25 protein-coding genes and 1 pseudogene are annotated in these 25,573 nt (G+C 68.5%); 15 read left to right on the forward strand and 11 right to left on the reverse strand.

The features are described from left to right. The first annotated feature begins 107 nt into the window (after window positions 1-107). Together KB201_RS10685 and KB201_RS10690 are read left to right on the forward strand one after the other, a co-directional pair. Window positions 108-1,327, forward strand: a pseudogene (locus KB201_RS10685) (sorbosone dehydrogenase family protein). A gap of 131 nt (window positions 1,328-1,458) precedes the next feature. Further along, window positions 1,459-2,361 (forward strand): alpha/beta fold hydrolase, encoded by a 903-nt coding sequence (locus KB201_RS10690; RefSeq protein ID WP_211539246.1) that lies wholly within the window; start codon window positions 1,459-1,461, stop codon window positions 2,359-2,361. On the opposite strand, the gene KB201_RS10695 is transcribed toward KB201_RS10690, so the two are convergent. Then, window positions 2,341-3,003, reverse strand: a complete 663-nt coding sequence (locus KB201_RS10695) for a hypothetical protein (RefSeq protein WP_211539247.1) — start codon at window positions 3,001-3,003, stop codon at window positions 2,341-2,343. The genes KB201_RS10690 and KB201_RS10695 overlap by 21 nt on opposite strands. Window positions 3,004-3,211: 208 nt before the next feature. Next, on the reverse strand, window positions 3,212-3,904 hold the full coding sequence (locus KB201_RS10700) for a DUF6474 family protein (protein WP_211539248.1): 693 nt from the start codon (window positions 3,902-3,904) through the stop codon (window positions 3,212-3,214). 227 nt (window positions 3,905-4,131) lie between these two features. On the opposite strand from KB201_RS10700, the gene KB201_RS10705 reads away from it, so the two are divergent. Continuing rightward, a complete protein-coding gene (locus tag KB201_RS10705; RefSeq protein WP_065631291.1) occupies window positions 4,132-5,784 on the forward strand; it encodes a TM0106 family RecB-like putative nuclease in 1,653 nt (550 codons plus the stop codon). Window positions 5,785-5,828: 44 nt separating this feature from the next. Here the strand turns inward: KB201_RS10705 and KB201_RS10710 are convergent, their stop codons facing one another. Next, window positions 5,829-6,791, reverse strand: a complete 963-nt coding sequence (locus KB201_RS10710; protein ID WP_211539249.1) for a hypothetical protein — start codon at window positions 6,789-6,791, stop codon at window positions 5,829-5,831. Window positions 6,792-7,084: 293 nt separating this feature from the next. On the opposite strand from KB201_RS10710, the gene KB201_RS10715 reads away from it, so the two are divergent. The 3 genes from KB201_RS10715 (at window position 7,085) to KB201_RS10725 (ending at window position 9,515) form a co-directional block, all read left to right on the forward strand. After that, window positions 7,085-7,660 (forward strand): helix-turn-helix transcriptional regulator, encoded by a 576-nt coding sequence (locus KB201_RS10715; RefSeq protein ID WP_058253707.1) that lies wholly within the window; start codon window positions 7,085-7,087, stop codon window positions 7,658-7,660. A 124-nt stretch (window positions 7,661-7,784) separates the two neighbouring features. Next, a complete protein-coding gene (locus KB201_RS10720) occupies window positions 7,785-8,297 on the forward strand; it encodes a hypothetical protein (RefSeq protein ID WP_058253708.1) in 513 nt (170 codons plus the stop codon). 48 nt (window positions 8,298-8,345) lie between these two features. Next, window positions 8,346-9,515 (forward strand): MAB_1171c family putative transporter, encoded by a 1,170-nt coding sequence (locus tag KB201_RS10725; RefSeq protein WP_374193913.1) that lies wholly within the window; start codon window positions 8,346-8,348, stop codon window positions 9,513-9,515. A gap of 62 nt (window positions 9,516-9,577) precedes the next feature. Here the strand turns inward: KB201_RS10725 and KB201_RS10730 are convergent, their stop codons facing one another. The 3 genes from KB201_RS10730 to KB201_RS10740 all read right to left on the reverse strand — a co-directional run bounded on the left by KB201_RS10730 (window position 9,578) and on the right by KB201_RS10740 (window position 11,842). Beyond that, on the reverse strand, window positions 9,578-10,339 hold the full coding sequence (locus KB201_RS10730; RefSeq protein ID WP_065631287.1) for an SDR family NAD(P)-dependent oxidoreductase: 762 nt from the start codon (window positions 10,337-10,339) through the stop codon (window positions 9,578-9,580). 137 nt (window positions 10,340-10,476) lie between these two features. Then, a complete protein-coding gene (locus KB201_RS10735; protein ID WP_165629233.1) occupies window positions 10,477-11,172 on the reverse strand; it encodes a TMEM165/GDT1 family protein in 696 nt (231 codons plus the stop codon). A gap of 148 nt (window positions 11,173-11,320) precedes the next feature. After that, the gene (locus tag KB201_RS10740) at window positions 11,321-11,842 is read right to left on the reverse strand and encodes a hypothetical protein (RefSeq protein ID WP_058253731.1); all 522 of its coding nucleotides are present in this window, start codon (window positions 11,840-11,842) and stop codon (window positions 11,321-11,323) included. Window positions 11,843-12,056: 214 nt separating this feature from the next. Here KB201_RS10740 and KB201_RS10745 point away from each other — a divergent pair, with 214 nt between their 5' ends. Beyond that, window positions 12,057-14,198, forward strand: coding sequence for an ABC transporter ATP-binding protein (locus KB201_RS10745; protein ID WP_211539250.1), 2,142 nt, complete (start codon window positions 12,057-12,059; stop codon window positions 14,196-14,198). Beyond that, entirely contained in the window at window positions 14,195-14,947 is a 753-nt protein-coding gene (locus KB201_RS10750) for an energy-coupling factor transporter transmembrane protein EcfT (RefSeq protein WP_211539251.1), read from the forward strand. Before KB201_RS10745 ends, KB201_RS10750 begins: the two co-directional genes overlap by 4 nt. A 401-nt stretch (window positions 14,948-15,348) precedes the next feature. Here the strand turns inward: KB201_RS10750 and KB201_RS10755 are convergent, their stop codons facing one another. Continuing rightward, window positions 15,349-15,978: a superoxide dismutase gene (locus KB201_RS10755; RefSeq protein WP_004021423.1), complete on the reverse strand. Its 630-nt coding sequence runs from the start codon at window positions 15,976-15,978 to the stop codon at window positions 15,349-15,351. 208 nt (window positions 15,979-16,186) lie between these two features. Beyond that, the gene (locus KB201_RS10760; RefSeq protein WP_165629232.1) at window positions 16,187-16,339 is read right to left on the reverse strand and encodes a hypothetical protein; all 153 of its coding nucleotides are present in this window, start codon (window positions 16,337-16,339) and stop codon (window positions 16,187-16,189) included. Between the two features lie 174 nt (window positions 16,340-16,513). Here KB201_RS10760 and msrA point away from each other — a divergent pair, with 174 nt between their 5' ends. Next, window positions 16,514-17,224 (forward strand): peptide-methionine (S)-S-oxide reductase MsrA, encoded by a 711-nt coding sequence (msrA, locus tag KB201_RS10765; protein ID WP_211539252.1) that lies wholly within the window; start codon window positions 16,514-16,516, stop codon window positions 17,222-17,224. Between the two features lie 51 nt (window positions 17,225-17,275). Then, on the forward strand, window positions 17,276-18,349 hold the full coding sequence (locus tag KB201_RS10770) for a winged helix DNA-binding domain-containing protein (RefSeq protein WP_211539253.1): 1,074 nt from the start codon (window positions 17,276-17,278) through the stop codon (window positions 18,347-18,349). 95 nt (window positions 18,350-18,444) lie between these two features. Here the strand turns inward: KB201_RS10770 and KB201_RS10775 are convergent, their stop codons facing one another. Continuing rightward, a complete protein-coding gene (locus tag KB201_RS10775) occupies window positions 18,445-19,191 on the reverse strand; it encodes a VOC family protein (RefSeq protein ID WP_211539254.1) in 747 nt (248 codons plus the stop codon). Window positions 19,192-19,280: 89 nt separating this feature from the next. On the opposite strand from KB201_RS10775, the gene KB201_RS10780 reads away from it, so the two are divergent. The 5 genes from KB201_RS10780 to KB201_RS10800 all read left to right on the forward strand — a co-directional run bounded on the left by KB201_RS10780 (window position 19,281) and on the right by KB201_RS10800 (window position 23,711). Then, window positions 19,281-20,144 (forward strand): S49 family peptidase, encoded by an 864-nt coding sequence (locus KB201_RS10780; RefSeq protein WP_211539255.1) that lies wholly within the window; start codon window positions 19,281-19,283, stop codon window positions 20,142-20,144. Between the two features lie 397 nt (window positions 20,145-20,541). Further along, window positions 20,542-20,892, forward strand: a complete 351-nt coding sequence (locus tag KB201_RS10785; RefSeq protein ID WP_058253732.1) for a rhodanese-like domain-containing protein — start codon at window positions 20,542-20,544, stop codon at window positions 20,890-20,892. Beyond that, window positions 20,889-21,926, forward strand: coding sequence for a DUF4328 domain-containing protein (locus tag KB201_RS10790; RefSeq protein WP_211539256.1), 1,038 nt, complete (start codon window positions 20,889-20,891; stop codon window positions 21,924-21,926). Before KB201_RS10785 ends, KB201_RS10790 begins: the two co-directional genes overlap by 4 nt. Continuing rightward, complete coding sequence (locus tag KB201_RS10795; protein ID WP_211539257.1) at window positions 21,923-22,732, forward strand: glycerophosphodiester phosphodiesterase family protein; 810 nt, start codon at window positions 21,923-21,925, stop codon at window positions 22,730-22,732. The genes KB201_RS10790 and KB201_RS10795 overlap by 4 nt, the downstream gene beginning before the upstream one ends. A 55-nt stretch (window positions 22,733-22,787) precedes the next feature. After that, on the forward strand, window positions 22,788-23,711 hold the full coding sequence (locus KB201_RS10800) for a DUF5926 family protein (RefSeq protein WP_058253720.1): 924 nt from the start codon (window positions 22,788-22,790) through the stop codon (window positions 23,709-23,711). 234 nt (window positions 23,712-23,945) lie between these two features. Here the strand turns inward: KB201_RS10800 and KB201_RS10805 are convergent, their stop codons facing one another. Then, window positions 23,946-24,482 carry a ferritin gene (locus KB201_RS10805; protein ID WP_058253734.1) on the reverse strand — a complete coding sequence of 179 codons (537 nt, stop codon included), beginning with the start codon at window positions 24,480-24,482 and terminating at the stop codon, window positions 23,946-23,948. 85 nt (window positions 24,483-24,567) lie between these two features. Then, window positions 24,568-25,491 (reverse strand): LCP family protein, encoded by a 924-nt coding sequence (locus tag KB201_RS10810; RefSeq protein ID WP_137809891.1) that lies wholly within the window; start codon window positions 25,489-25,491, stop codon window positions 24,568-24,570. Window positions 25,492-25,573: the final 82 nt, after the last annotated feature.

Below are 25,573 nucleotides of genomic sequence, written 5' to 3' on the forward strand. Positions count from 1 at the left end.
TTGGCCGTGGCGTCACTGCTTCCGGCGTGCCTCGGGAAGCATGACTTCGCCGATCGAGACGTCCGATGTCCTGCCCCGTCGGTGTGAGCGTGGTTACGGTAGGCCTTGTGACCCGAACACGTCGAGGACGCAGGAGATCCGTCCGATCACCGGCCCGTGGGCTTGTGGCGATGACCGCGTCCGCGGCTGTCACGGTTGGGTGGTTCTTCGCCGGCCCGGCAGCTCATGCTCGAGCGCCGTTGCAGGTCACTGCTGTGACTGGCGGTATGACCATCCCCTGGGGTGTGGTTGTTGCACCCGACGGCACGGTGCTTACCGGTGAGCGCGCGGGGCGGTTCGTTGCAGTGCGCCCCGGCGGAAAACGAGTGAACGTCAGAGCAGACCTGTCGAAGATCTTCGCGGTCCACGAGGCGGGCCTCATGGGGCTAGCCATCGACCAACGTTTCTCGGACAACCGACGCGTGTATTCGTGTCAAGCGGAGTACACGGCGCCCGGCGCCTTTGTCGTGCCGGAACCTCTTGCCGGCGCACCGATTCCGGCCCCACAGACTGGTCAGACCATCAAGGTGGTGTCGTGGCGGGTGAGCGCGGACTGGACGCAGATGACCCGTGAACGGACGGTCCTCGGTGGAATCCCCGTGACCTCCTCCGGCAGTCGTGCCGGGTGCGGCCTTTTCGCCACCGCCGACAGCCTATGGGTCGGTACTGGCGACACAGGCACACCATCCGCTACCCAGGATCGGAAGTCGCTGGGCGGCAAAGTTTTACACATCAAACTCGACGGTACGCCCGCTCCGGGTAACCCCAACCCGCGCAGTCCGATCTACAGCCTCGGGCATCGCAACGTACAGGGCGTGGCGGTCCAGCCCGGAACAGGTCGCGTGTACGCCACCGAACAGGGCACGAGCCGCGACGACGAGTTGAACCGCATCGTCGCCGGGGGCAACTACGGGTACAAGCCCGATCGGACACCGATCATCTACGACGAATCAGTTCCGATGACCGATCCGGTCCGGGTCCCGGGGGCGATCGGTCCGGTCTGGAGTTCGGGCAACACGACGATCGCTTTGCCGGGGATCCGTTCCTGCCCGAAACCGGTTGGGGCGCATACAACGGCGGCGTCGTGCTGACGGCCCTTAAAGGTAAGCGACTGGTGTTCCTCAAGCTCTCCGATGACGGACGCCACGTGGTGTCGCGAACCGAGGCCCTGAAGGACGAGCACGGTCGCCTGCGCGGGGTGGCCGTTGCGCCCGACGGCTCGCTGATCCTGACAACCAGCGACGGCAAAGGTGCAGACCGCATCCTGCGGGTGCGCTGGGACGGCTGAGCAATGCGCGACAACGTAGCCGTTGGACACGCACTCGACCGTGGTCGTCGGCGCACCGAAGTTCGCCGGTGGTACCGGCGGTCCGGCGCGCGTGATCGCCATGGTGTGAATCGGACACAGAAAGGTCATCGATGACGACGCGCATCACCCGGTTCGACCGCGGACCCCACACCTTCGACGTCACCGACGAAGGTCCGATCGACGGTGAACCGATCGTGCTGTTGCACGGGTTCCCCCAGCGGGCCTCGTGCTGGGAACTGGTCGCGGAAATCCTGCACGACAACGGGTTCAGGACCCTCGCACCGGACCAGCGTGGGTACTCGCCCGGTGCTCGCCCCGCACGCCGACGGGACTACGTGCAGAGCGAACTGACCGCCGACGTGCTCGCCCTGCTCGACGCCGCCGGCCTCGAACGAGCCCACGTCGTCGGCCACGACTGGGGCGCACTCGTCGGGTGGGCGGTCGCCGCGCACCATCCCGAGCGGGTGAAGACGCTGACCGCCCTGTCTGTTCCGCACCCAGGGGCCTTCCTGCGCTCGATGCGCCACGGACAGGTCTTCCGGTCCTGGTACATGGCCGCCTTCCAGATTCCGGTCCTGCCCGAGAAGTTCCTCGGCTGGGCGATGCGAACACAACCGGACTTCGGGGAGCGGATGGGACTTCCGCAACCGTTCGCGTCGCGGGTCGCCCGTGAGATCGGTGAGTACGGCGCCCTCCCCGGCGCGCTGGGTTGGTATCGCGCGATGCCGCTCTCCGACAAGCGATCCGCGCCCCGGCCGGTCCGCGTCCCGACCACGTTCGTGTGGGGCGACGCCGACCCGGCCATCGGCGAGGAGGCGGCCCGCCTGTGTTCGGGGTGGGTCGACGCGAAGTACGAGTTCATCGCATTGCGCGGCGCCGACCATTGGCTGCCGGAAGCGCACGCCGACGACGTTGTCGCCGCGGTCCTCGACCGGGTCGGCGATCTCGCCCCGGCGAACGGGTCGACCACCGCCCCGTCGGCGGTGGGACCGTCAGCGCAGGACTCGGCGTAACACGACGAAGACGATCAGCGCGACCACAGTTGCGAGCCCGGCATACGCGGGCGTCAGGTTGGTGGTCGGGGGTTCGGTGGGCGAACCCGATCGCAACTGCGCGAAAGTCGCACGGGCGGCGTCTGATTCAGCGACCACATCGACCGGCGGGTGTGTGGGCGCGGGCGTGGGATCGGCGGGCGCGGGGGCCGAGGACGCGGTCGGGGCCGGCTTCGGGGAGTGCGTCACCGGCGGCTCGGGGGGCGACGCCGGGGTCGTGGCCGACGACACCTGAGGCGCTTCGGGTTCCGGGGTCGGAGTCGGCGGATCCACTGGCTCCGGGGCGGGCGGCGCCGACTTCGGCGGCGCCTTCTTGGCTGCCGACTTCTTCGCCGGTGCGGCCCCGGCGGCCTTTTTCGCGGGGCTCTTCTTGGCCGGTGCCTTTTTCGCGGGGCTCTTCTTCGCCGCCTTCTTCGGCGGGAGCTTGTCGCCGCCGGATTCCGCGGCCGCCGTCTCCGGCGAGGCCTTCTTCGCTACCGGCGCGGCGGGTGCGGCGTCGGGTACGGAAGCGGACTCTTCCGGTGCGGCGATCGGGAACAGCGCCTGCTCGTCTTGGTTCGACTCACCGGCGGACGGCGTGGCGTTCGGATCCGGCTCGGTCATACGGCGCTCCCTCGCAAGTATCCGGCAGGCGCCCGGCAACTGCTGCGCCGCGCGACACGTTCGCACCCATCCTAATGGTGTGCCCCGGAACCGGGCACCGGCGACCGGATCCCGCAGCCTGTTTCCACACGTGCCGCTGATCGCTCGCCGATATCACCCAAGCGTCCGCCGCCCACCGGCACGGCGAGGACCCGGCTCGGACCGTGGGTCAGGAACGGACCCCGAGCCGCGCGAGGATGTCGGCGTCGACGGCTTCGAGTTCGTCGGCGATGGACTTGTGGGCGGTGCGGCGCTGACCGGCCGACATCGTCTCGGCGGTCTGCACCGCGATGTCCAGATTGTCGAGGCGTTTGGTCATCGCCGCGACGAAATCCGTGGAGTCGGAGCTGGTGTCCTGCGCGACGACCTTCTCCAGTGCCGTACGGGTGGTCGCGATTCGCGCGGACAGGGTCGCTCCGTGACCGCTGAACTGGCGCAACACCTCCGGTGAGACCCCCGCGCGGCTCGCCTGCAGTGTGGAAAGCTGTTCGCGTCCGGCGACCGCGGCCCGGTAGACGACGGGTGCGGCGATCGGTGCCACGAGCCGGGCGACGGTGAGGTAGCGCTTCACACTGGCCGGGCTGAGAGCCTTTGCGTCGGCGGCGGCCTGCGCCTCGACGGCGAACTTCTTCGCCTCGGCCTTGCTCACCTTCGTCTGGGACTTGGCGAGCTGCTTGGCGGTCTTGCGCTCGGCCTTCATCTCCTTCTGGAAGTACTTGTGCTCGTTCTTGCGCCGGGCTTTGTGTTCCTTGCGCCGCGACTTGGCGTCGAACTTGGCCTCCAGCTTGGCTTTCGCCTTGAGAGCCTTGGCCTCTGCCTTGCGCTGAGCACGAGTCGTACCGTCGGAGGAGAACAATCCCATCGAATGCCCTTTCGCTGCTGCCGAGAAGACCGCAGTCGACCCCCGGCCTGCTCTCGTTCCGCTCCCGGCGCCGGTGTCGACCGGCTCGCTCGATCGCGTCCGGCGCCGCACTTCATGGCCCCGCTCGCTTCGCTCCCGACGTCAGGCGCGCGTGATAACAAGTACAAGCATGACATGTGGTTGTATCCGACCACGTGTCCGTCCGTTCGAGCCCGGAAAGGGATGGCGTGGTCCCTGTCGTGTTGTCGCCGCGCGACCTCGCCGGTTGCGAGCACCGGGTCGCCCTCGACTTCGCGCACGACAGACGTCCCGCCGACGAACCCGATCCGCCTGGCGTGCAGCGTCGCAAGGAGGCCGCGGCCGACCATCGAGCGGCGATCCGCGAGCTGCTCCGCGGGGTACACAGCGATCAGCCGGGCGCGTTCGTGGTCGTCGACGCCGATGCGAGCACCGCTGAGCGCGTCGCGGCCACGCTGCGTGCCTGCGACGCCGGGGCGTCGTGGATCTGGAACGCGACCCTGCCGACCGACCGGGAGCACGGGCGCCGTGGCCATTCCGAACTGCTGGTGCGGGTCGGGGACGGCTACACACCGGTCATCGTCGTCAACCACCGGGTCAGCCAGCCGGCGAAATCGACGCCGGAACCGGACGGGCGTGCGCCCAGCCTGGTGACCAGTCCGTTCTGGATGTGGGCACCGAGCCCCGACCCGTATCGGACCGGCCGGCCGAACCGACGGGACAACCTCCGGCTGGCTCATCTCACCGCCATGCTCGTGGAGATCGGCAGGGCGTCGTCGACCGACACGACGGAGTTGCGCGGCGGCGTGATCGGCGTGGACGCGGACTGCATCGTCGTCCTGGACACCGGGGCGATGCTCGGGGACTACTCGGCGATCCTCGAGCATCGGCTCGCGGTCGCGGGTGGGAAGGTCCCCACCGAGCCCCGCCGGATCAGCGAATGCCGTTCGTGCCCGTGGTGGGTGCGCTGCGGACCGGAGCTCGAGGAGAAGCGCGACGTCAGTCTCGTGGCGAGTGGCAACCAGGGTTCGGTCCTGATCGATGCCGGGATCACGACGATCGACGAACTGGCCGCACAGCGCGGGGCCCCACCGGAGGGCTGGCCGGGCGGCGTCCGGTTCGGCGACGCGATCATCAACGCGATCGCCTGGCTCACCGGCACTGAGCTCGTCCGTCGCGTCGACTCGCCGCGGGTCCACCGCGCCGACATCGAGATCGACGTCGACATGGAGAGCTACGGCGAGCACGGGGCGTATCTGTGGGGGACACTGCGCACCGACACCACCGACTCGTCCGCGCCCGTCGAGTACCGCCCGTTCGTCACCTGGGACCCGCTACCCACGCGCGACGAAGCGCGGTCGTTCGCCGAGTTCTGGGGATGGCTCATGGCCGAACGCGCCGCCGCCCGCGAGGCCGGGAAGACGTTCGCGGCCTACTGCTACTCCCAGCAGGCGGAGAACCGATGGCTGCTGGGGTCGGCCGACCGCTTCGCCGGCGAGCCGGGCATCCCGGCGCGCGCCGAGGTCCAGGCCTTCATCGCATCGTCGGAATGGGTGGACATCTACGAGGCGGTCGGCGAGAACTTCATCTGCCCGCGGGGCAAGGGCTTGAAACGAGTGGCGCCGGTCGCGGGGTTCTCGTGGCGCGACGACGACGCGAGCGGCGAGGCGTCGATGGAGTGGTACCGGGCGGCTGTCGCGCTCGGGGGCGGGCGCCCCGACGACGGGCAGCGCCGGCGACTTCTCGAATACAACGAAGACGATGTCCGTGCCACAAAAGTGTTGCGCGAGTGGATGACCGACGGCGCGGCCGCGCAGGTGCCCCACGAGCGGGATCTGCTCGACCGGTTCCGGGCGAGCTGACGACCGCAGCCGAACCGCTGGGTCGAACGTCTCGTCGCCGCGTGTCAGGGACGCATCGAGCGCAACGAGTCGAGGAACGACCCGCTGCCGAGCAGGGCGACGGCGCCGAGCAGCAACAGTGCTCCCGGCGCCATGCCGAGGACGAACTTCCGCACCGACGTCAACGTCGAGTCCTCCGGCACACCGGGCGAGGCCTGCGGCGGATCGACCGGCGGACCCGCTGCACCCGCAACCGTCTGCGAGGTGTCGGAGCCGTCGGATTCGACGCCGGTGTCGGGCTGGGGAGAACGACGATCGGTGTCCGGCTCGCTCGCGGGGCCGGAGTCCGGAGTCGGCCCGGTCGAACCACCTCCACCAGGCGGGGCGACCGCCGGTACGTCGGCGACGGCCGGACCGGTGTTCGGGGGGACCCCGGCCGGGTCGGACCCGCTCACATCGCCATCGGACGCCGAGGAAGCGTCCTCCTCCCGGCGGGTGCCGAGGGACGGGTCGTCACCGTCGCCATCGCGCCCGGACGTGGTCTCGCGCCCGGACGTCGACGGACCCGGATCGTCGGTACTGGTCGTGGTCGTGGTCGTGCTGGTGGTCTCGCCCGTCGTGTCCGACGTCCCCGGCATGGGCGACGATCCACAACCGCAGTCCGTGGGATGGGACGGTGCGGAGGACTCGTCCGTGGTCTCGGGATCGGTGGTCTCGGGGTCCGTGGATTCGGGTTCGGTCGTCTCGGGGTCATCGGTCGCCGAGCCCGCGGGTGTGTCGGTGTCGGTGTCGTCGACTTCGTCCGTGTCATCGGGATCGCTGTCGGAGTCGGAGTCGGAGTCGGAGTCGGAGTCGCTGTCGGAGTCACCCGCCCAGTCGGCGCCTGGCGCATCGGGGCCCGTTGGAGCTGTCGACGCAACCCCGGGCGCGACGACGATGAAGAGGATCGCGGCGAGAGCGATCAGAAGGACGGCGAGACCACGCGGCTTGGCACGGGCGCCGCGGGGGGTCGGGAGACGGTGGCTCATCGTTCGTCAGGCGTACAGTCGAGGGGGTGAAACATTGTCGCTGACACCATGCGGCGGATCGACGCGCACCGCGGGCCGAACCCGAATGTTCATCTGACGGATCCGCGTCGGCAACCCATGACCCCCATGAATGTGAAGAACGCCACACTAACGATCGTTACACCATCTTCACAGGTGATACGCGCAGAGCGCGGCGGTCCGGTACTTTCTGATCGTACCGACCGTTGCAACGGCCGTGTACAGCGGGCTTTAATGCTTGCAAATTCAAATTTTGCGTTTCGGAGAAGATTGTCATGACTTCAGGAGGGGCGGAGAAGCCTATGGGCGACACCGGACGCACCGACTCCGATCGTTCGAGGACGACGGACGCGGATGCTCTCGACCCTGGGCTGTTCGCCCGGCGGCTCGAGGAACTGTTCCGGACGGTTCCTGGTCCGAACGGTAGGGCGTACAGCGCGAAGGCGATCGCGGCGCGATCGACCGAGCGGGGGTTCCGACTCGGCGAGTCGTATCTGAGCCAACTGCGATCGGGGAAGGCCAAGTCTCCCTCGTTCCGCACGGTGGAGGGCATCGCGGCCGCTTTCGGGGTCGACGTGCACTACTTTCTCGAGGATCGGGCCGCGCAGCGTACCCGCGACGAGATCGATCTGATGCGGTTGCAGGCCGACACGAACGTCCAGCTGGCGGCCTTCCGCCTGGCCGGGTTGTCGAGTGATTCGGTCACGGTGGTGAACGAGCTGATCAAGGTGCTGCGCGAGCAGCAGGGTCTGCCCAAGGATCCGCCGGACGTGATCGCGGCCGGTCTGAGCGACACCAAGCCGTCGGCCGATTCGCGGCTTCGCGTCGTCGGAGACCACAGCGACGACTGACCGCCGATGAGGCGTTCGCGGAGCCATTCGTTCCGGACCGAGGGGTGTCGGCCCGGACAGGCCAGCGAAGTCGATCGCTGCGGGTGGATTCCGGCGTGGTGCGCGCTCGTGATTCGATGAGCTCATGCGTCGATCCGAGCGCGCATTGCGCGCATTGTGCCGCGCCGAGCTGAAGGGGCTCGATCTCGATCTGCCCCTCGACGTGGCTCAACTCTGCGAACGGTACGGTGACCGTCGCGGTCGGCCCATCCGGTTGATCGAGCATGCATTGCCCGCGGGGGTTCCCAACGGCATCTGGCTGGCCGCGACCGACGCGGACTACTTCTTCCACCAGGCCCACACCTCACGCTTGCACCGCAACCAGATCGTCGTCCACGAGTTCGGCCATCTGATCGCCGGCCACCAGATCCTCGGTGAGGCCTCGGCGGCGGGGATCGCCGCCCTGACGCAGGACGAGTCGGCAGCCGCGCTCCGGCGCACGTGCTACTCCGACGACGCCGAGTGGGAAGCCGAGATGCTCGCCTCGTTGATTCTCGGCTGGGCCGAGGACGCCGGCACCGGCGTCGGGAGCACCGCGTCGCACGGCGAACTGCGTGGACTCCAGAAACTGTTGGGGGGTCATCGCGGATGGCTGTGACACGCCGGTCGGTTGCGGCACCGGGAAGAATGTGAGTCCCTGTTGGGCGTGATCACTGTCGCGGACGGGGGCCCGACGGTCAATCTGCTGGCCTCCGGGGTGGACGTCGGGATCGGCGCGGTCAACGCCGTCGCCGCAGTCGTCTTCGCCCTCGCGTTCTGCTGGCGCCTCGATCAGATCCGCCGTGCGGGATGGGGGTTGCAGCCGCTGGCGATGATGATCGCCGTGGCGGCGCTGACCCTCGCATTCGTCGTCGTCGACGACTCGGTCGCCGACGTGCTCAACGAGGTCGGTTTCACCGGCCTGTCGAGGGTGGCGTTCTACGCGCTCCTCGCGATCGGGGTCGCGGCGCTCGTGGTGGTGTTCTTCTTCCCCGGGAAGGTCACGCGCGAACGCCGGGCCGGATGGGAGGCATTGCCCCTCGTCGTGGCACTCGTCGGGCTGCAGGTGACCATGCTGGTCATCCCGGTCGAGATCCGGACCGCGACCATCGACGAGTGGACCGTCCAGAACTGGGGTTTCGCGCTGTTCATGCTGATCGCCAGCGGTTACCTCGCCTACGGCTTCGTCGCCTGCGTCAACAGCGTCCGCAAGTTCTATGCGACGGCGGACGGCTATCTCCGTGTGTCCCTTGGCCTTCTGATGACGGGTCTGACGTGTCTCGCGGTCGGCGCGGTCTGTCAGATCGTGTTCGTGATCGTGTCCGCGACGAACGTCGCCCGGTCGCCGTGGCTTCTGACGACGAATCGGGCCGTCGCCATCGTCGGCGTCGTCACGTTCCTGATGGGGATCAGCTATCCGATGGTCTACGCGCGGGTTCAGTCGGTCGCGGCCAACCGGCGTCGTCGACGCCTCGACGCCGAACTGGTGCCCCTGTGGCGACTGGTGACCGACGCGGTCCCCGGAGTGGTGCTACCGGATGCCGGCCGGCTGACACCGACCACCCGATTGCATCGGCGCGTCGTCGAGACCCGAGACGCGTTGACGCAGTTGAGTCCTCGGGTCCCGGCGGTGTTCGGGTATGCCGAACCCGAGGTGCAGGCGAGGCTGTTGCGGGCCGCCGTGGCCGGACACGATCCGCGAGAGGGTGACGGCGGTGCCGTCCGAGACCTGGCGCCGGCGGACGGCGAGGGTCTCGAAGCTGATGCCGTGCCGTTGATCAAACTGGCCCGGGCGCTCGACGCCGTGCAGTTGGTCGAGGAGCCGGCCGACCGGTGACGCGCCGGCCGGCCCTCGAACCACGCGAAGTCGCCTCAGGTGAATCCGGCGAGTCGGTCGGACTAGCGCGGCGCCATCCGGATCGCGCCGTCCATGCGGATGGTTTCTCCGTTGAGGTAGTTGTGCGCGACGATGAACTCCGCCAATTGCGCGTACTCGTCGGGCTCGCCGAGACGTTGCGGAAACGGGATGCCCTCGGCGAGGGTCTTCTGGAACTCGGGGGTGACACCAGCCAGCATCGGCGTGCTGATGGTGCCGGGGGCGATGGTGCACACGCGCACGCCGACGCGTGCGAGGTCGCGGGCTGCCGAGATGGTCATCGCGTGCACACCACCCTTCGACGCCGCGTAGGCGATCTGTCCGATCTGGCCTTCGAACGCGGCCACCGATGCGGTGTTGATGATGACGCCGCGCTGACCGTCGCCGTCGATGGTGGACTCTTCCTGCATGCGGTTGGCGGCCAGTCGCATGACGTTGAAGGTGCCGACCAGGTTGATGTCGATGACCTTGCGGAAGAGGTCGAGCTCGTGCGGGCCCTTCTTGCCGAGTATCCGTGCGGCCCAGCCGACGCCGGCGCAGTTGACCGCGACACGCAGCGGTGCCCCGGACTCGGCGATGGTGTCGATGACGGCCTGGACCTGGGTCTCGTCGGTGACGTCGGCCGCGACCAGCGTGACTCCTTCGGTGGGCGCGGCCTTGTCGATCGAGGCCTGCAGGTCGAGGCCGAAGACCTGGGCGCCGGCTGCGGCGAAACGCCGTGCGGTGGCCGCACCGAGGCCGGAGGCCCCGCCGGTGACCAGTACGGAAGCGCCTGAAACGTCCATGTGTGAGGTGATCCTTTCGCGGTACCCGACCCGTTCTCCTGCCGGCCGCGCCGCCGTCGTCGGCGACGCCGCTCCGGCTCGTGCTGCAGTTTCACGATAGTCAGACGGCTCGCACCAACCGCAAAAGACCCCCTGGACTACCGAACGAGCGCTCGGACGCCCTCGTCGGAACGGAGGCGGTTCTCCCGGCGGATCAGCACGATGCCGATCCCGGTGATGATCACGACTGCACTGAGCGTGCCCGCGATCACAGGTACCGACGCACCGATCAGACCGTCGGTGATGAGCCAGGCCGCGAAGGCGAAGAAGAGAACTGCCGCGCCGATTGCGATGACGCGCTCGGGAAGGTGGCGGCCGAGCAGGACACCCACGCCGATGGCGAGTGCGTCGGCGGCGACCATGCCGAGCGTGGACCCGATCCAGACCCCGAGCCAGTCGTTGTCGGTGGCCAACGTGATGGTCGCGAGCATGGTCTTGTCGCCCAGTTCGGCGAGGAAGAACGCCGACATGACGGCGAAGAACACCGAGGCGCCGACGCGGGTCGCCCGACTGGACTCCTCGTCGTCGAGCCGGTCTCCGCGCAGCGTCCAGAGGCCGAAGACGAGCATCGCCAGGCCGGCGAGGATCGTCAGAAGCGTGGTGGGTATCGACAGACCGAGGAAGTGGCCGAAGAACACCGAGACCGCGTGCACCGCGGTGGTGGCCACAGTGATCGCGAGGAGGATGACCCACCAGCGGTAGCGCAGGGCGTAGGTCATCGCCATCAGCTGTGACTTGTCACCGAGTTCGGCCACGAAGATCACGCCGAAGCTGAGGAGCAGGGCGGCAATCACGGACGCCAGGTTAGTCAGCGCTAACTCGGGGACGCAACTCGTCGAAGACCCGTATTTCCGCAGGTAGGGCCATCAAAATCAGATGTTCGGGGACCCGTATCCACGGGGTCGGTGACCCGTCGCATGGCCTTCGGGCGTCCGCCCCGCTCTACGCTGCGAGAAGCATGGCCAGCACGGCGGTGTCGGGGTCGGCGTTGGGGTCGATACCCACCTGATTGCGGAGGTTGACCACCGTGCCGTCGGCCTCCGCCTCGGCCCATCCCGCCCGGTGTTCGAGCCCGAGTTCGGGCAGTCCGGGTAGCAGCACGCAGCCGGAGGCGACCTGCGAGCACTCGGGCAGAGACGGGCGCGTCTGCGACGGGGGATGCAGCATGACCAGGGCCGGCGGATTGTTCAGGAAGCGGCCCGCCTCGACGAAGCTGTCGTCGACGACATTGCCGATCGCGACCATCATCCCGACGGTGTCCGCCTCACCCTGCTCCGGACGCTGCTCGACCACGCCGAAGATCGTCGTCGTGGGCAGGAAACCCGGCCGGCAGGCGATCCGAACCGAGGCCACCAGCGTCTGCGTCCACTCGAGCGTCGACTCCGGCCAGCGGCCCGAGATGAGAATGCCGTTCAGTGTGCCCTCGTGCTGGAACGGTGTGAGGCCGATCGGAATCGATTGCATCATGTCCTCCTCCGACCCGGGCACGACCTCGGGGTGATCCACGGACTGGGGACCGACGGCCGACCCTGGTGAGAAGACCATCCACCGGTGGCGAGGCGTCGACAACTCGAATCACCGTGTTGTGATGGATCTTTAACATGCGAACGAACGACAGCGGCGGTCGCGGAGCACTGTCCCCGCCGGTGGGGGCGACGACACCAGGCACACTGGACCGGTGAAGAACTCGCCCCCGCTGCGACCCATGGAGTTCGCGTCCGTCGCGATCTTCGGCGGACTGACCGTCGCGGCGGTGGTCATCGCGTCGGTCATCCCACTGGCCCAGGCCGCCGGACTGCTCGCCCCGGTGCCGCTCGCACTCATCGCGGCGCGTACGCGGCCGCGGGCCCTGGTCACCGCCACGGTCGCCACCACCGCGGTGGCGTTCGCGATGGCGGGCACCGGCGCGATGGCAACCGTCCTCGGGTCCGCGCTGGTCGGCGGCCTGGTCGGCGACATCAAGCGGCGGGGCCGGGGGATCGGTGTGCTCGGTGTCGCCACGCTCGTCGCCTCGCCGGTGCTCGGTGGGATCTCCGTGCTGATCCTCCTGATCCTGGTGCCGCTGCGTGAGCTGACGATCGAGGCGATGACCAACTCCATCCACGGCGTCGCGAAGTGGCTGCACGGATGGGGACCGACCGGCGGCGTCGCCGATGGGCTCGACGCCATGAGCCGGAGCATCGCCGACGACTGGTGGGTGTGGGTCTGGGTGTCGGGAACCCTCGGCACCGCGATCTCGCTGCTCGTCGCGTGGTGGATCCTCGGTTCCGTGATCAGCAGGCTGCGGGACGTGCCGAGCGAGGACACGCTCGACGCCGTCCCGTCGGGGTTCGCCCCGGCCGCGGTGGTCGCCGCGGCCCACGATCCGGGCATCGCGCCGCTTCCGCTGGTCTTCGAACGCGTCGGGTTCGCGTATGCGCCCGAAGCCCGCCCGGTGCTGCACGACATCGACCTGCGGATCGATCCCGGTGAGTTCGTCGCCGTCGTCGGCGCCAACGGTTCCGGGAAGTCGACGCTGGCAAAGATCCTGGCCGGGCGTGACCCGTCCACCGGCGTGGTCCACCGGCCGGGCCTGCCCGGTCTGGGCGCGCACGGCGGGACCGCGCTCGTCCTGCAACGTCCCGAGATACAGATGCTGGGTTCCCGCGTCGCCGACGACGTCGTCTGGGGTCTGCCGCCCGGCGTCGACGTCGACGTCGAGGCACTGCTCGACGAGGTCGGTCTCGCCGGACTCGGTGACCGGGAGACCACGGACCTGTCCGGCGGTCAGCAGCAGCGGCTGGCGATCGCGGCGGCGCTCGCCCGGGATCCGCAGCTTCTCATCGCCGACGAGGTGACGTCGATGGTCGACCCGGAAGGCCGGGGACACTTGCTGGCGCTGCTCGCGGGCCTCCCGGCACGCCGCGGGATCGCCGTCGTCCTGGTGACGCACCGCGGCAGCGAGGCGGCGGCGGCCGATCGGGTGATCCACCTGGCCGGGGGACGCCTCGTGCCCCACGCGCCCGACTGGATGCCGGGTCCCGACGCCGACCTGGGCGCGCCGAACCCGCGCCCGTCGCCCCCGCCCGCACCGACCTCGCGGATCGGCGGGCCACTCCTCGTGCTCGACCAGGTGGGTTATGCGCACCTGCCGGGCTCACCGTGGGAGGTCGTTGCCCTGCAGGACATCTCGCTGACGGTCTACCGCGGCGAGGGACTCCTCGTAGTCGGCGGCAACGGATCGGGCAAGACGACCCTCGCGTGGATCATGGCCGGCCTGCTCCCGCCCGGGACCGGTGCCTGCCGTCTGCTGGACATCCACGAGAAGATCACTCCCGGAGCGGGTTTCGACGCCGGAACGCCGATGACGGAGCGGGTCGGCGCGGTCGGACTCGGATTCCAGCACGCGCGTCTGCAACTGCAGAAGGTCACCGTCGCCGACGAGATCATGGCGGCCGGTGGTGAGAAGGTGGGCACCGCCGAGGTCGCCCGGGTCCTCGAACTCGTCGGGTTGCCGCGCCGGATGGCGGTCACCAAGGTCGACGCGCTGTCGGGCGGACAGATGCGACGCGTCGTGCTGGCCGGTCTCATCGCGCGCCATCCCGACCTGCTGGTCCTGGACGAGCCGCTGGCCGGTCTCGATCCGCCGGCACGCGAGGAGATCGTCGCACTGCTGGCCCGGCTCCGCGCCGACGGGATGACCATCGTGATCATCTCGCACGACTTCGAGTCGTTGGAGTCGGTGTGCACCCGGCGGGTCCGACTGGTCGACGGGCGTCTCCTGCCCGATTCGCAGCAGATGATCGACCAGGCTCACGGCTGGGACGGAGGAACCCGATGACGATGCGTACCGTCCCGCTGCGGCAGGTGCCCGGCGACTCGTTCGTGCACCGGCTGTGGGCGGGGACCAAACTCGTGATCGTGCTGATCCTCGGGATCATGACCTGGGTGCTGCCGTCGTGGCCGGCGCTGGGCATGGTCGCCGCGGTGGTGGTGATCACCGCCCTCGTCGCGGGAATCCCGTTGGGCGCCATACCTCGTCCGCCGTGGTGGTTCTGGGGTCTGATCGGCATCGGCGTCGCGTTCAACGTGTCGTTCGCCGGCATCCCCGGCGCCCTGGTCTTCCTGCGCGCGATCACCCTGGCACTCGTCCTCGTCGCCAGTTCGATCCTCGTCATCTGGACCACCCCCATGGCCGACGTGGCGCCGGCGCTGGCGCGGCTGATGCGCCCGCTGCGGTGGCTCCGGCTGCCCGTCGACGAGTGGGCGGTCGCGATCGCGTTGTGCCTCAGGGGTCTTCCGCTGCTCATCGAGGAGTTGCGCATGCTGCGTGCGGCGCATCGCCTCCGGCCGACGGCCAAGGGCCGCAGCGACCATCCGTCGGCGGAGATGGGGATCATGGATCTGATCACCGCGGCGATGTCGTCGGCGCTCCGACGCAGCGCCGAGATGTCCGAGGCGATCACCGCCCGTGGCGGCACCGGCCGTCTGACCGCCCATCAGGCCGGCCCCGGGCGCGCAGATGTGGTGGCGCTCATCGTGATAGGTGTGGCCTGCGCGGTTGCCATCACGGTCACGCTCGTTCTCTGAGGGTGACACTCGTAAGCTCGCTCCTCAGTATCTGCGGCCCGACGGCCGTCGTGGACCGCTACGGAACTCGTTGTCTCGGAGCGGGCCCACCCACTGCTCCCTGAGGAGGCCGGAGCTTGCGGAGGCCGTCACGAAGGGTCCTGGTGAGATGCGTCGCCAAACCCTTCGTGGCTCGTCGCTAACGCTCCTCGCACCTCAGGGAGCAGGGGGAAAGCTCGCAAGTAGCTACTCAGGGAGCGGAGGGAAAGCTCGCAAGTCGCTACTCAGGGAGCGGAGGGAAAGCTCGCAAGTCGCTACTCAGGGAGCAGGGGTTTGCTTGCAGCAGAGAACGTGGCCCCGAACAACAAACAGCGCCGGTCACCCGAAGGTGACCGGCGCTGTTGAGGTTCGGCGAACCGGGATCAGGCCGGGACGACCAGGCCGCTGCCCTGGCTCTTCGCGCGGGCGAGACGCTCGTTGGCGTCGGCCCAGTTCACGACGTTCCACCACGCCTTGACGTAGTCGGGCTTGACGTTCTGGTAGTCGAGGTAGAAGGCGTGCTCCCACATGTCCAGCATGACGACCGGGATGATCGCGGCGGGGATGTTGCCGCTCTGGTCGGTCAGCTGCAGGATGACGAGCTTGCCGCCGATGGTGTCGTAACCCAGGATCGCCCAGCCCGAACCCTGCAGGGTGGTGGCGGCAGCGGTGAAGTGGGCCTTGAACTTGTCGAAGCCACCGAACTGTTCGGTGAGGGCGGCCGCGAGGTCGCCGTCGGGCTCGCCACCGCCGTTGGGCGACAGGTTCTTCCAGAAGATGGAGTGGTTGGTGTGACCGCCCAGGTGGAACGACAGGGTGGCGGAGAGTCCGTAGACCTTGCCGGCGATGCTGTCGTCGTCGCGGGCCGCGGCCAGCTTCTCCAGGGTGTCGTTGGCGCCCTTGACGTAGGTGGCGTGGTGCTTGCTGTGATGGAGCTCCATGATCCTGCCGGAGATGTGCGGTTCCAGTGCCGCGTAGTCGTAATCGAGATCCGGCAAGGTGTATTCAGCCACGATGTTCCTCTCTGAGGTGCTACTCGTTTCCCTGTCCACGCATGGCTCCGACGACTCGGCCGGGCGCCACGCGAATGCTTCCAGCCTTCCCCAGAGCATGGGTGATTGCAACAATCCCGCGCCAAGAAACATCAAGTGCGGTTGAGATGTCAACGATGCGAGAGTGCGTCGGCTGAGAGTTGACCAGGCCGCATCGAGGCGGCTGGGTTCAGATGAGGACGAGCAGGATGAAGACCGCGATGAGCGCGAGAATGGTCAGGGCGCTTGTGCGGCAACTCCTCGCGACGTCGTAGTTGGCGCGTGGGGCGGTCCGACCGAGCCCGGGGGCGCGTCGGAGATCTCCGGTCGCGTGCGTCGCCATCGTCGCCTCTCGTCCCTGGAACGGCTGCACATCCCTGCCGGCGGACGGGCCGCGATGGCGTTCGAGTGATCGGTATCACAGTGCCACGGATGTGACCGCCATCATAAACAGACTCGAACGGTCAGCTCAACTCGTCGTCGCCGGGCCGTATCCCACCGCGCGTAGACTCGGCGCATGTCATGGCTCGACCAGCTCTTCGCCGCCGGTTCACGCAAACGGGATCTCGTCGCCGCCGACGCAGCACTGCCCGGCCGCTCGTCCGAGATCACGGTCCCGGGCGAGCACCTCGTTCTCGGAACGCCCATGCGCGGTCGGGCCGAGTCCGACGGCTCCCACGTACACGGCATCGGACGCTTCGACGACGGCCTCGACGCGATCGTCCTGGCCGGTGGCTGCTTCTGGGGGATCGAGGAGATCTTCTGGCAGGTCCCCGGTGTGTACACGACTGCCGTCGGGTACGCGGGCGGGTACACGCCCAACCCGACCTATGAGGAGACCTGCACCGCGCGGACCGGTCACACCGAGTCGGCGCTGGTGGTCTTCGATCCGGCCGTCGTAGATCTCGAAGGCCTGCTGAAGGTCTTCTGGGAGTCGCATGACCCGACGCAGGAGATGCGTCAGGGCAACGACATCGGCACCCAGTACCGATCAGCCGTGTACGCCCTGACCGACGCGGACCTTGATCTCGTCCGCAGCACCGCCGCAACCTTCCAGACCGCACTCGACGCTGCGGGCGAGGGTGCGATCGCCACCGAGATCAAGTCGCTGGCGCAGGCGGGCGACGGACGGTTCTACTACGCCGAGGACCACCACCAGCAGTATCTGGCGAAGAACCCGCATGGATACCGCTGCCATGCCGCGACCGGTGTCGCCTACCCTGCCTGACGTCGCGGTGCGCCGCCGTACCCATCGGTCGCAGACCCGACGAGACACGCGATGACCGAACGGATCTTGCTGCGGCAGTGGAATCGCACCCTTTTGCAGCGTCAGCACCTGCTCAGCCGCGTCGCCGAGGACGCCATCGAGGTCCTGGACCGCTGCGTCGGACTGCAGTCCCAGGACCCGCGGGCGGCATTCTTCGGATTGTGGTCGCGGATCGCGGATTTCGATCCCCTCGAGCTGGACGATCTGCTCACCGACCGCGAGGTCGTGCGCATGACGCTGCTGCGCGCGACGATCTTCCTGATCGACGCCGAGGACGCACGCTGGATTCGTCCACTCGCCGAGCCCACGCTGCGGCGTGGACTCACCGACATCCACGCCCAGCGACTGGTGGACGCCGACCCGACGCAGGTCGTGCGGTCCGCCGCCGAGATTCTGGCGGGTCGCGAACTCGCCGTCGCCGACCTCGGGAGCGAACTGGTTGCCCGCCATCCGGCGGAAGATGCGTCGACCCTGACCGCCATCGCACGGTGCGGGCTGCCACTGGTCCAGGTCCCCCCGCGTGGTTTGTGGCGCGGGCGGGGCGCTCCGACGTACCGCCTGTTCGACGAGTGGGCCGGCCCGGGCGTGCCGGCCGTCGTCGACGACGAAGCCCGTGCCGATCTCGTCCGGATGTATCTGCGCGGGTTCGGCCCGGCCACCGTGAAAGCCATCCAGACGTGGTCCGGGCTCACCCGGTTGCGACCCCTCGTCGAGAAGCTGGAGGCCGACTGGGAGCTCGTCCGGCTCGACGGTCCGAACGGCGAGGTCCTCTACGACCTCGACGGTCTCGCCCTCGCCGACCCGGATGCGCCGGCGCCGGCGCGGCTGATCGCCCCCTTCGACCACGTGATCGGCGCCCAGGCCGACCGAATCCGGGTCGCCGACCCGGAGATGTACCGGCGCACCGTGACTCCCAATGGCCGGTCGCCCGGATTCGTGTTCCTCGACGGATTCCTCGCAGGGACATGGTCTCTCGACGCCGAGGACGTTCCGGCGGTCGAGTACCTGCGTCCGGTGACCGCCGCCGAACGGCGCGAGGTCGACGCCGAGGTCGACCGGCTCCGTGAATTTCTGGTCGATACCTGAAGCTCGGAGCGACGGGGCCCGGCAGATGTCGCACATCGTGGCGCCGAGCGCAACGACACACTACGTCTGCGCACCGGATCGAAGGAGCCCGCGACTCAATCGCCGGTGCGCGGGTTCCGCGAGGTGATGCAGTAGCGGCGACCGACCGGATCCGCCATCGTCGTCCAGTGCGGGAAGTGCTCGATCGCGCGGGCGCCCCAGTCCTCGTGCCGTGCGACCTCGTCGGGGACGGAATTCGTGGCGATGTCGAGGTGCGCTGTCGCCACATCGTTGTCTGACTCATCCTGCTTGCGCTGCAACAGGATCCCTAGGGTCACCGCGGGGTCGCGGCGGAGCGCGACCAGCTCGGGCCGACCCCGGGGCTTCGTCGGCCAGCCGGTGAACTCGGTCCAGAAGTCGACCTCGGCGTCGAACATGCCGGCGGGGATGTCGATGCACAGCTGGTCGATGATGCTGATGGTGTCGCCGGGCCAACGGATGGGCCGCGACCGCTTCGATTCGCCCTCCCACGGCACGAGGCAGAACACGAAACCGGCGGGTGACCGGAGGGTGAGGTGAGTCCCGGCGTCGACGACGAGGGTCGCACCGAGTGCCTGTGCCTCGGCGGTGGCGGCGTGCGGGTCGTCGGTGTGGATGTCGAGGTGGACTCCACCCGGTCCGTCGTCGATCCGCTGGACTCGCAGATGCGGGTCGCCGTAGAAGGGCTCCAGCGAGGCGAACTCGCGGTGCTCACCCCGCGGCGGGGAGACCGTGCTGCCCGAGATCGCGCGCCAGAAGGTCACCTCGCTGCCGAACACCTCCGCGGGGAAGTCGAGGAATGCGCTGAGCCACCGCACCTGCACCCGGCAGATTCTACGGTGCGTCCCACGTCGCGGACTGTCGCGGCGCGTGGGAAAACAGCAGGCGGGTCGCCGTCGTTACACTCGGACAGATGACTGCAGGACCGCTGGGGGCGGTGGGGAAGAAATTCTCGAAGGCGCGGACCGAGCAGGTCGCGGTCGTCCGTCTCGACGGCCCGATCGGGATCGCGGGGATGGGCAAGCACGGCGTCAACACCGAGTCCGTCGAGCCGGTTCTGAAGAAGGCATTCGCCACGGAGCGATTGCGGGCCGTCGTGGTCGTCATCAACTCGCCCGGTGGCTCGCCGGCACAGTCGGAGTACATCGCCGAACGCATCCGTCAGCTGTCGGCGGAGAAGGGCGTGCCGGTCCTCGCGTTCTGTGAGGACGTCGCGGCCTCCGGTGGCTACTGGATCGCCTGCGCGGCCGACGAGATCTTCGCCGCCCACACCTCCATCGTCGGCTCGATCGGGGTCGTGTCGTCGGGCTTCGGTTTCTCGGCCGTGCTCGACCGCTTCGGTGTACAGCGCAGGCTGTACACGACCGGCGAGAACAAGGCGCGACTCGACACCTTCTCGCCCGAACAGCCCGAGGACGTCGAATGGCTGAAGGAATTGCAGGGCCAGCTGCACGAGGCGTTCATCGCGTGGGTCCGGCAGCGCCGCGGTAAAAAGCTGACCGCTTCCGACGCGGAACTCTTCAACGGCGACGTGTGGATCGGTCACCGCGCCGCGGAACTCGGGCTCGTCGACGGGATCGGCGTGATGCGCTCGGTCGTCGCCGAGCGGTACCCCGACGCGGAGATCACCGTCGTGGAGACGCCGAAGCCGCTGCTCATGAGACTCGTGGGAAGCCAGACATCGGTTGCCGGATTTGCGGAGAGCGTGACGACCGGCGTTCTGGCGGCATTCGACCGCGCCCCGTCGTTGCGGCTGTCGCTGCTCCACCGGGACTGAAAGGCCCGATCACAGCCCGTTCACATGGTTTTGCTTGTGAATTGTCCCCACGTTATCCACAGGTGCTGTTCATCGAAGGAAGAGTTCACGACGTTCCGGCGTGTGCACTTTCGTGAATTTCCTACGCGCACATTCGGCTAAACGAGTGATCGCGGTCACAAGTCGCGGGCCGGTGGCCAGCGTCTTTCCACAATTCCACAGTCTCATCCCCAAGTAGACGGTCAGTGCGCGAACGAGGGACAAATGTCCAGGACGTACATGTGGATAAATTTATGTAGGTCTACATAGCGCGTTGCTCCACACCCGTCTCGGTGATGACAGCGGGGCGCGCGGGCAGTGGTCCGGTCGAGCTGCCGCCGCGCCCGGCCGTCTCTGTGCCACCATGGAAAACGTGAGCATGGGCGACATCACTCAGGTGCCGGTGACCGACCTTCCGGACGACTTCACCGGGCAGACCGACGCGGTGATGCTCGACGTCCGTGAGGACGACGAATGGGCGTCCGGTCACATCCGGGGCGCCGTGCACATCCCGCTGGCCGAGGTGCCCGGCCGCCTTGCCGAACTCGACCCCGATCACGATCTGTACGTGGTCTGCCATTCCAGCGGCCGATCGATGCGCGTGCTGCAGTACCTCGCGCAGGTCGGTTACGACGGGATCTGCGTCCGCGGCGGCATGCTCGCCTGGCAGGAACACGGCAAGCCCGTCGAGATCGGTGATCCACGACCCGAGGGCGACGCCGGCCGATGATCGACCTGTGCCCGCGGTGTCGAATCCAGGCACCGCACCGTCCCGGCCGTGAACACTGCCCCCGATGCGGCGGACCGCTGAGCGTCGTCGAGGATGCCGCGCGGGCGCTGGCCGCCCGGCAGACGCCGGCACGATCGCCGGCGCCCGGCGCGGTGCGCCCGCCGCACGTACCGTCTCGCTCCGGCCCGGCCCCGGTGTCCGCCGGACGTCTCTACCGCAGTCGCAACGTCCGGTGGGTGGCCCGCCGCCCACCCGAGGCGATTCCTGTCCGCCGCGGCCCCTCGGGCCGTCGTGGCCCCCGGCTGATTCCCCGGTACGTCTACATACCCGCCTGGGGTCTGCACGACGAACCGGCGGAGGTCGACACCGCGCACCGGAAACTCGAGAGTTCGCGTGTCCGACTGCAGTTCGCCCTGAACGTGGCGGGCTCTGCGCTGGCCGCGTCCGCACTGGTCCATCTCGTGCGCTACCTCCTGCTGGTCGTCAACCGCGACCGTCCGCTGCCCGAGTTCCTCATCGTCGCGTCCGACTGGCTGACCGTCTTCGTCGGCGTCGTCGCATTCCTCGCATTCGTCCTGGCGACCCTGGCTTTCATGCGCTGGGTCCTGGAGTTGCGCGCGGACACCTACGCCGCGGCCGGTCTCGTCGACCCGCGCCGGCCCGGTTGGGTCGCCGCGCTCGCCGGCCTGCCGCTGGTCAACCTCATCGGTGCGCCGCTGGTGGTGCAGGAGGTCGCTGTGCATCGGGTCGGCCAGGACCCCGCGCTCGATGCCGACCTCGTCGGCCGACGACTCCGCAAGTTGTGGGTCGCCTGGGTGGTGGTGAATGCGGCGGCCGGGGCGGCGATCATCGCCCGGCTCGTCGCGTGGCGCTCGGACTCGCTGCAGACCGGGGCGAACGCGATGGTGATGGTCATCGTCAGCGCGGCGGTCTCGGCTGCCTTCGCCTTCTGGATGGCACGCCGGGTGCGGACACTGTTCGACGCCGCCGCGGCGGCCCCGGTCCCGACGAGACGGTGGGTGGCGGTCGGATGAACTCAGGGGTGAACGTGGGCGCGGCCGAGAAGGTCTCCCGATCGGGCAAGCCGGCGGTGGTGGCGCACCGCGGGGCGTCGGGCGACTGTCCGGAACACACCCTGGCCGCCTACGAGCTGGCTCTCGCACAGGGTGCGGACGGCCTCGAGTGCGATGTCCGGTTGACCGCCGACCACCAACTCGTGTGCGTGCACGACCGGACCGTCGACCGGACGTCCGACGGCTCGGGGATCGTCAGCGAGATGACGCTCGCCGAACTGCGCGAGCTTGACTTCGGGAGCTGGCATGCGGCTGGTGGACCCGCGTCGATCCTGACGCTGCGGGAGCTGCTCACGCTGACCCTGGACTGGCGCCGACCCGTCCGCCTGTTCATCGAGACCAAGCATCCGGTGCGGTTCGGCAGTCTCGTCGAGCAGAAGCTCCTCGAGATGCTGCACGAGTTCGGGGTGGCGACGCCGCCGTCGGCCGATCACAGCCGCGCCGTGGTCATCTCGTTCTCGTCGGCCGGGGTCTGGCGGATCCGACGCCACGCCCCGATGCTGCCGACGATCCTGCTCGGTGACACCGCCCGGGTCCTGGGTGGGGGCGCCGCGACCGCCGTCGGGGCGACCGGCATCGGGCCGTCGGTGATGACCCTGCGGCAGTACCCGGACCTGGTCGATCGCGCCGCCGCAGCCGGTCGGGTCACCTACTGCTGGACCGTCGACGAGCAGGTCGACGTCCAGCTGTGTGCCGATCTCGGTGTGCGATGGCTGGCCACCAACCACCCGGCGAAGGTGCGCGACTGGCTGGTCACCGTCGACTGAGCTGCCGCCCGCACGACCTGTCGGGCGCCGCGGGCCGACGTGAGAGAGTGGACCGATGGGCAAGAAGAGCAAACGGGGTAGTGGACCACGTCCGGGAAGCAATCGCGCCGAGCGCGTCGCAGCACGTAAGGCACGCCAGGCCGCAGCTCTGGCGCCGCCGCCCCGGCCCTTCGCCGGGTTCGCGTCCGAATGCGATTTCGTCGCGCTGCGGACCTTCGTCGCCTCGGCGACTGCGCGGTTGGAGCTCACCGAGCCGGCCGGTTCCCGCAACGACGTCTCGATCGTGACGATCCTGCCGGGCGCGGTGCCTGCTCTCGCGCGCGACCTCGACGGTGCGACAGAGGGTTTCGTGGGTCTGCAGACCGACCCCGATCGCTCGGCGCTGACCGTCGAACTCGCCGCGGCCATCGCGTGGGCCGCTCACGCCGACGCCGGCAGTGAGTTCGACCTCGAAGCTGCCGACGAGGCCCCCAGCCTCGACGAGGTCGTGAGAACCGACGCCACCCTGGACATCACGGTGCACCAGGACTTCGGCTGGTGGTTCGTGGAGGGCACCGAGGTCCCGGCGGAGATCACGGCAATGTTCGAGCGCGCCAACGACTCGGTGCTGCCGACCGCGCGGCTCGTGGTCGACAGCGGCGCCGGTGCGCCCTGGTGGGTCGATGCGGGCGAACGTGCGCACCTGCGCTGGATTCGACCCGAGCCGGAGGACGACCTGATGTCGGCGATGGCCCGGCTCCACGCGGCCGGTCATCTGACGATGGGTGAGGGTTCGCGGTTCGCCGGATCGTTCCGCACCCACGGGTTGCTCGTCCCGGTCTTCGACCTCGACAACGAGATGCACCACGAAGAGTGGTACGCGGGTCTCAACGAGCTCGATCGCCGCCTCGCCGAAGCGCTCGCGGACACCTCGCCGCTGACGATCGAACAACGCAGCTCCCGCAACGGTATTCGCGGTCGCCAGGTCACGCTGCGCTGACCGGCGTGGTCCGTAATCGCGCGTTGCTCTCTGCTCCCTGAGGACCGCCCGGAGCTTGCGGTGGGGCGAGCAAGCCCCCGTTCCCTGAGGAGCGCCCTTAGCTTGCGGAGGGCGCGTCACGAAGGGTCTTCGCAACTCGTCTCGCCAAGACCCTTCGTGACGCTCGCAAGCTCGCTCCTCAGGGAGCAGAGGTTGGGCTCGCAAGCTCGCTCCTCAGGGAGCGGATGGGGGTCGTCAGATGTTCCCGCCGGCCGCGACCGGTGCGGTGGCGTCGGATGTCTTCTCGCCGTTGAACTCTCGTTCGACGAAGTTTTCGAGGTCGAAGAGGTTCCCGTTGCAGCGTTCGGCGATGGTCTGCAGGGTCGTCATGGTCGCGACCTCCTCGACCTGTTCCTTGAGGAACCACTGCACGAACTGCTCGCCTAGGTAGTCGCCGGTGTCGCGGGCTGACTTCGCCAGGTCGACGACCTGCTGGGTCACCGTCTTCTCCTGTGCGAGAGCGAGATCGATGGGCGCACGGTAGTCCTCGAACCGGTTGTTCGGTGCCGGGATGCCGGGGATCTCGACCTCCATGTCGCGGTCGAGGAAGTACTGCACGATCATCATCGCGTGATTGCGCTCTTCGACGGCCTGGCGGTAGAAGAGCTTTGCCAGCTGGGGCATGTCGTGATTGTCGAAGTAGGTGGCGACCGCGATGTACTGCTGCGAGGCGTAGAACTCGTTGCTGATCTGGTCGTGCAGCAGCTGATGGAACTTCGTGTGTTCGGACATGCGACCCATCGTAGAGCCGAAAAATGGCTCTCACCAGCAAGTTCAGGCTAAGTAAGGCAAGTCTGGCCTGCGTTTGGCGACCCTTTCACGACGGCCCGCCGGCGTCGACGAGAAGCTCGTCGGGGACGGGCTGACCTGCGCGGAGGTAGCCGAAGAACTCCTCGGTCTGCTCGGTGACGGGCAGCGCCAGTCCTTCGTCGGTGAAGGTGCTCTCGCCGGCCGGGGTCGTCGTCGTGATGGGGTCGCGCAGCGCGAACATGAGGGACGCGAGGTTCCAGATGTGATCTCGCTCATCGACGGTGAGCGCGTCGATGGCGCCGCCGACAAATCCGAAGAGTCGGAACGGGTTGAGCAGGACCGACGGACTGGTCGCCCGAGACACGAGTGCGGCAAGGAACTTCCGTTGATTGACCACTCGCGCGAGGTCGGCGCGCGGGAATGCGCGCGTCCGGACCAGCCCGAGAGCCTGCCTGCCGTCGAGGCGGTGACAGCCTTTCGCCAGGCGCAGACCGGCTTTGGGGTCGTTGAGCGGTTGGTCGATACACATGTCGACGCCGCCGACCGAGTCGACGAGGGTGTCGAATCCGCCGAAGCCGATCTCGGCGTAGTGGTCGATGCGGATGCCGGTCAGGTTCTCGACGGTCTGCACGAGCAGCGCCGGACCGCCGATGCTGAACGAGGCGTTGATTTTCAGGCTGCCGTGACCCGGCACCTCCACGTACAGGTCGCGCGGGATGCTCACCACGATCGCCTTGCCGCCGCCGGGTGGGTTGTGGACGAGCATGATCGTGTCGGTGCGGGAGCCGTCGGCGTCACCCGTGGCCAGCGCCCGGCGTTGTTCCTCGGTGAGATCGGATCGCGAGTCGGTGCCGACGATGAGCCAGTTGGTGCCGGGGGTGTCCGACGGGCGTCCGGCGTAGGCCGGCAGGGCGTCGATCCGGTCCAGTCTCGTGTCGTAGTAGAACAGCAGTCCCACACTGCCGAGGACGACGACGAGCAGCAGGATCATCAGGATCTTGCCCACCCGGACCGCGCGGCGCCCCGTGCGCCGGGGCCGGGGAGGACCGGCCGGCCGCGGGGGCGCGGGCGGA

The sequence above is a fragment of the Gordonia sp. SCSIO 19800 genome, from assembly GCF_018132775.1.
GTDB lineage: Bacteria > Actinomycetota > Actinomycetes > Mycobacteriales > Mycobacteriaceae > Gordonia > Gordonia hongkongensis.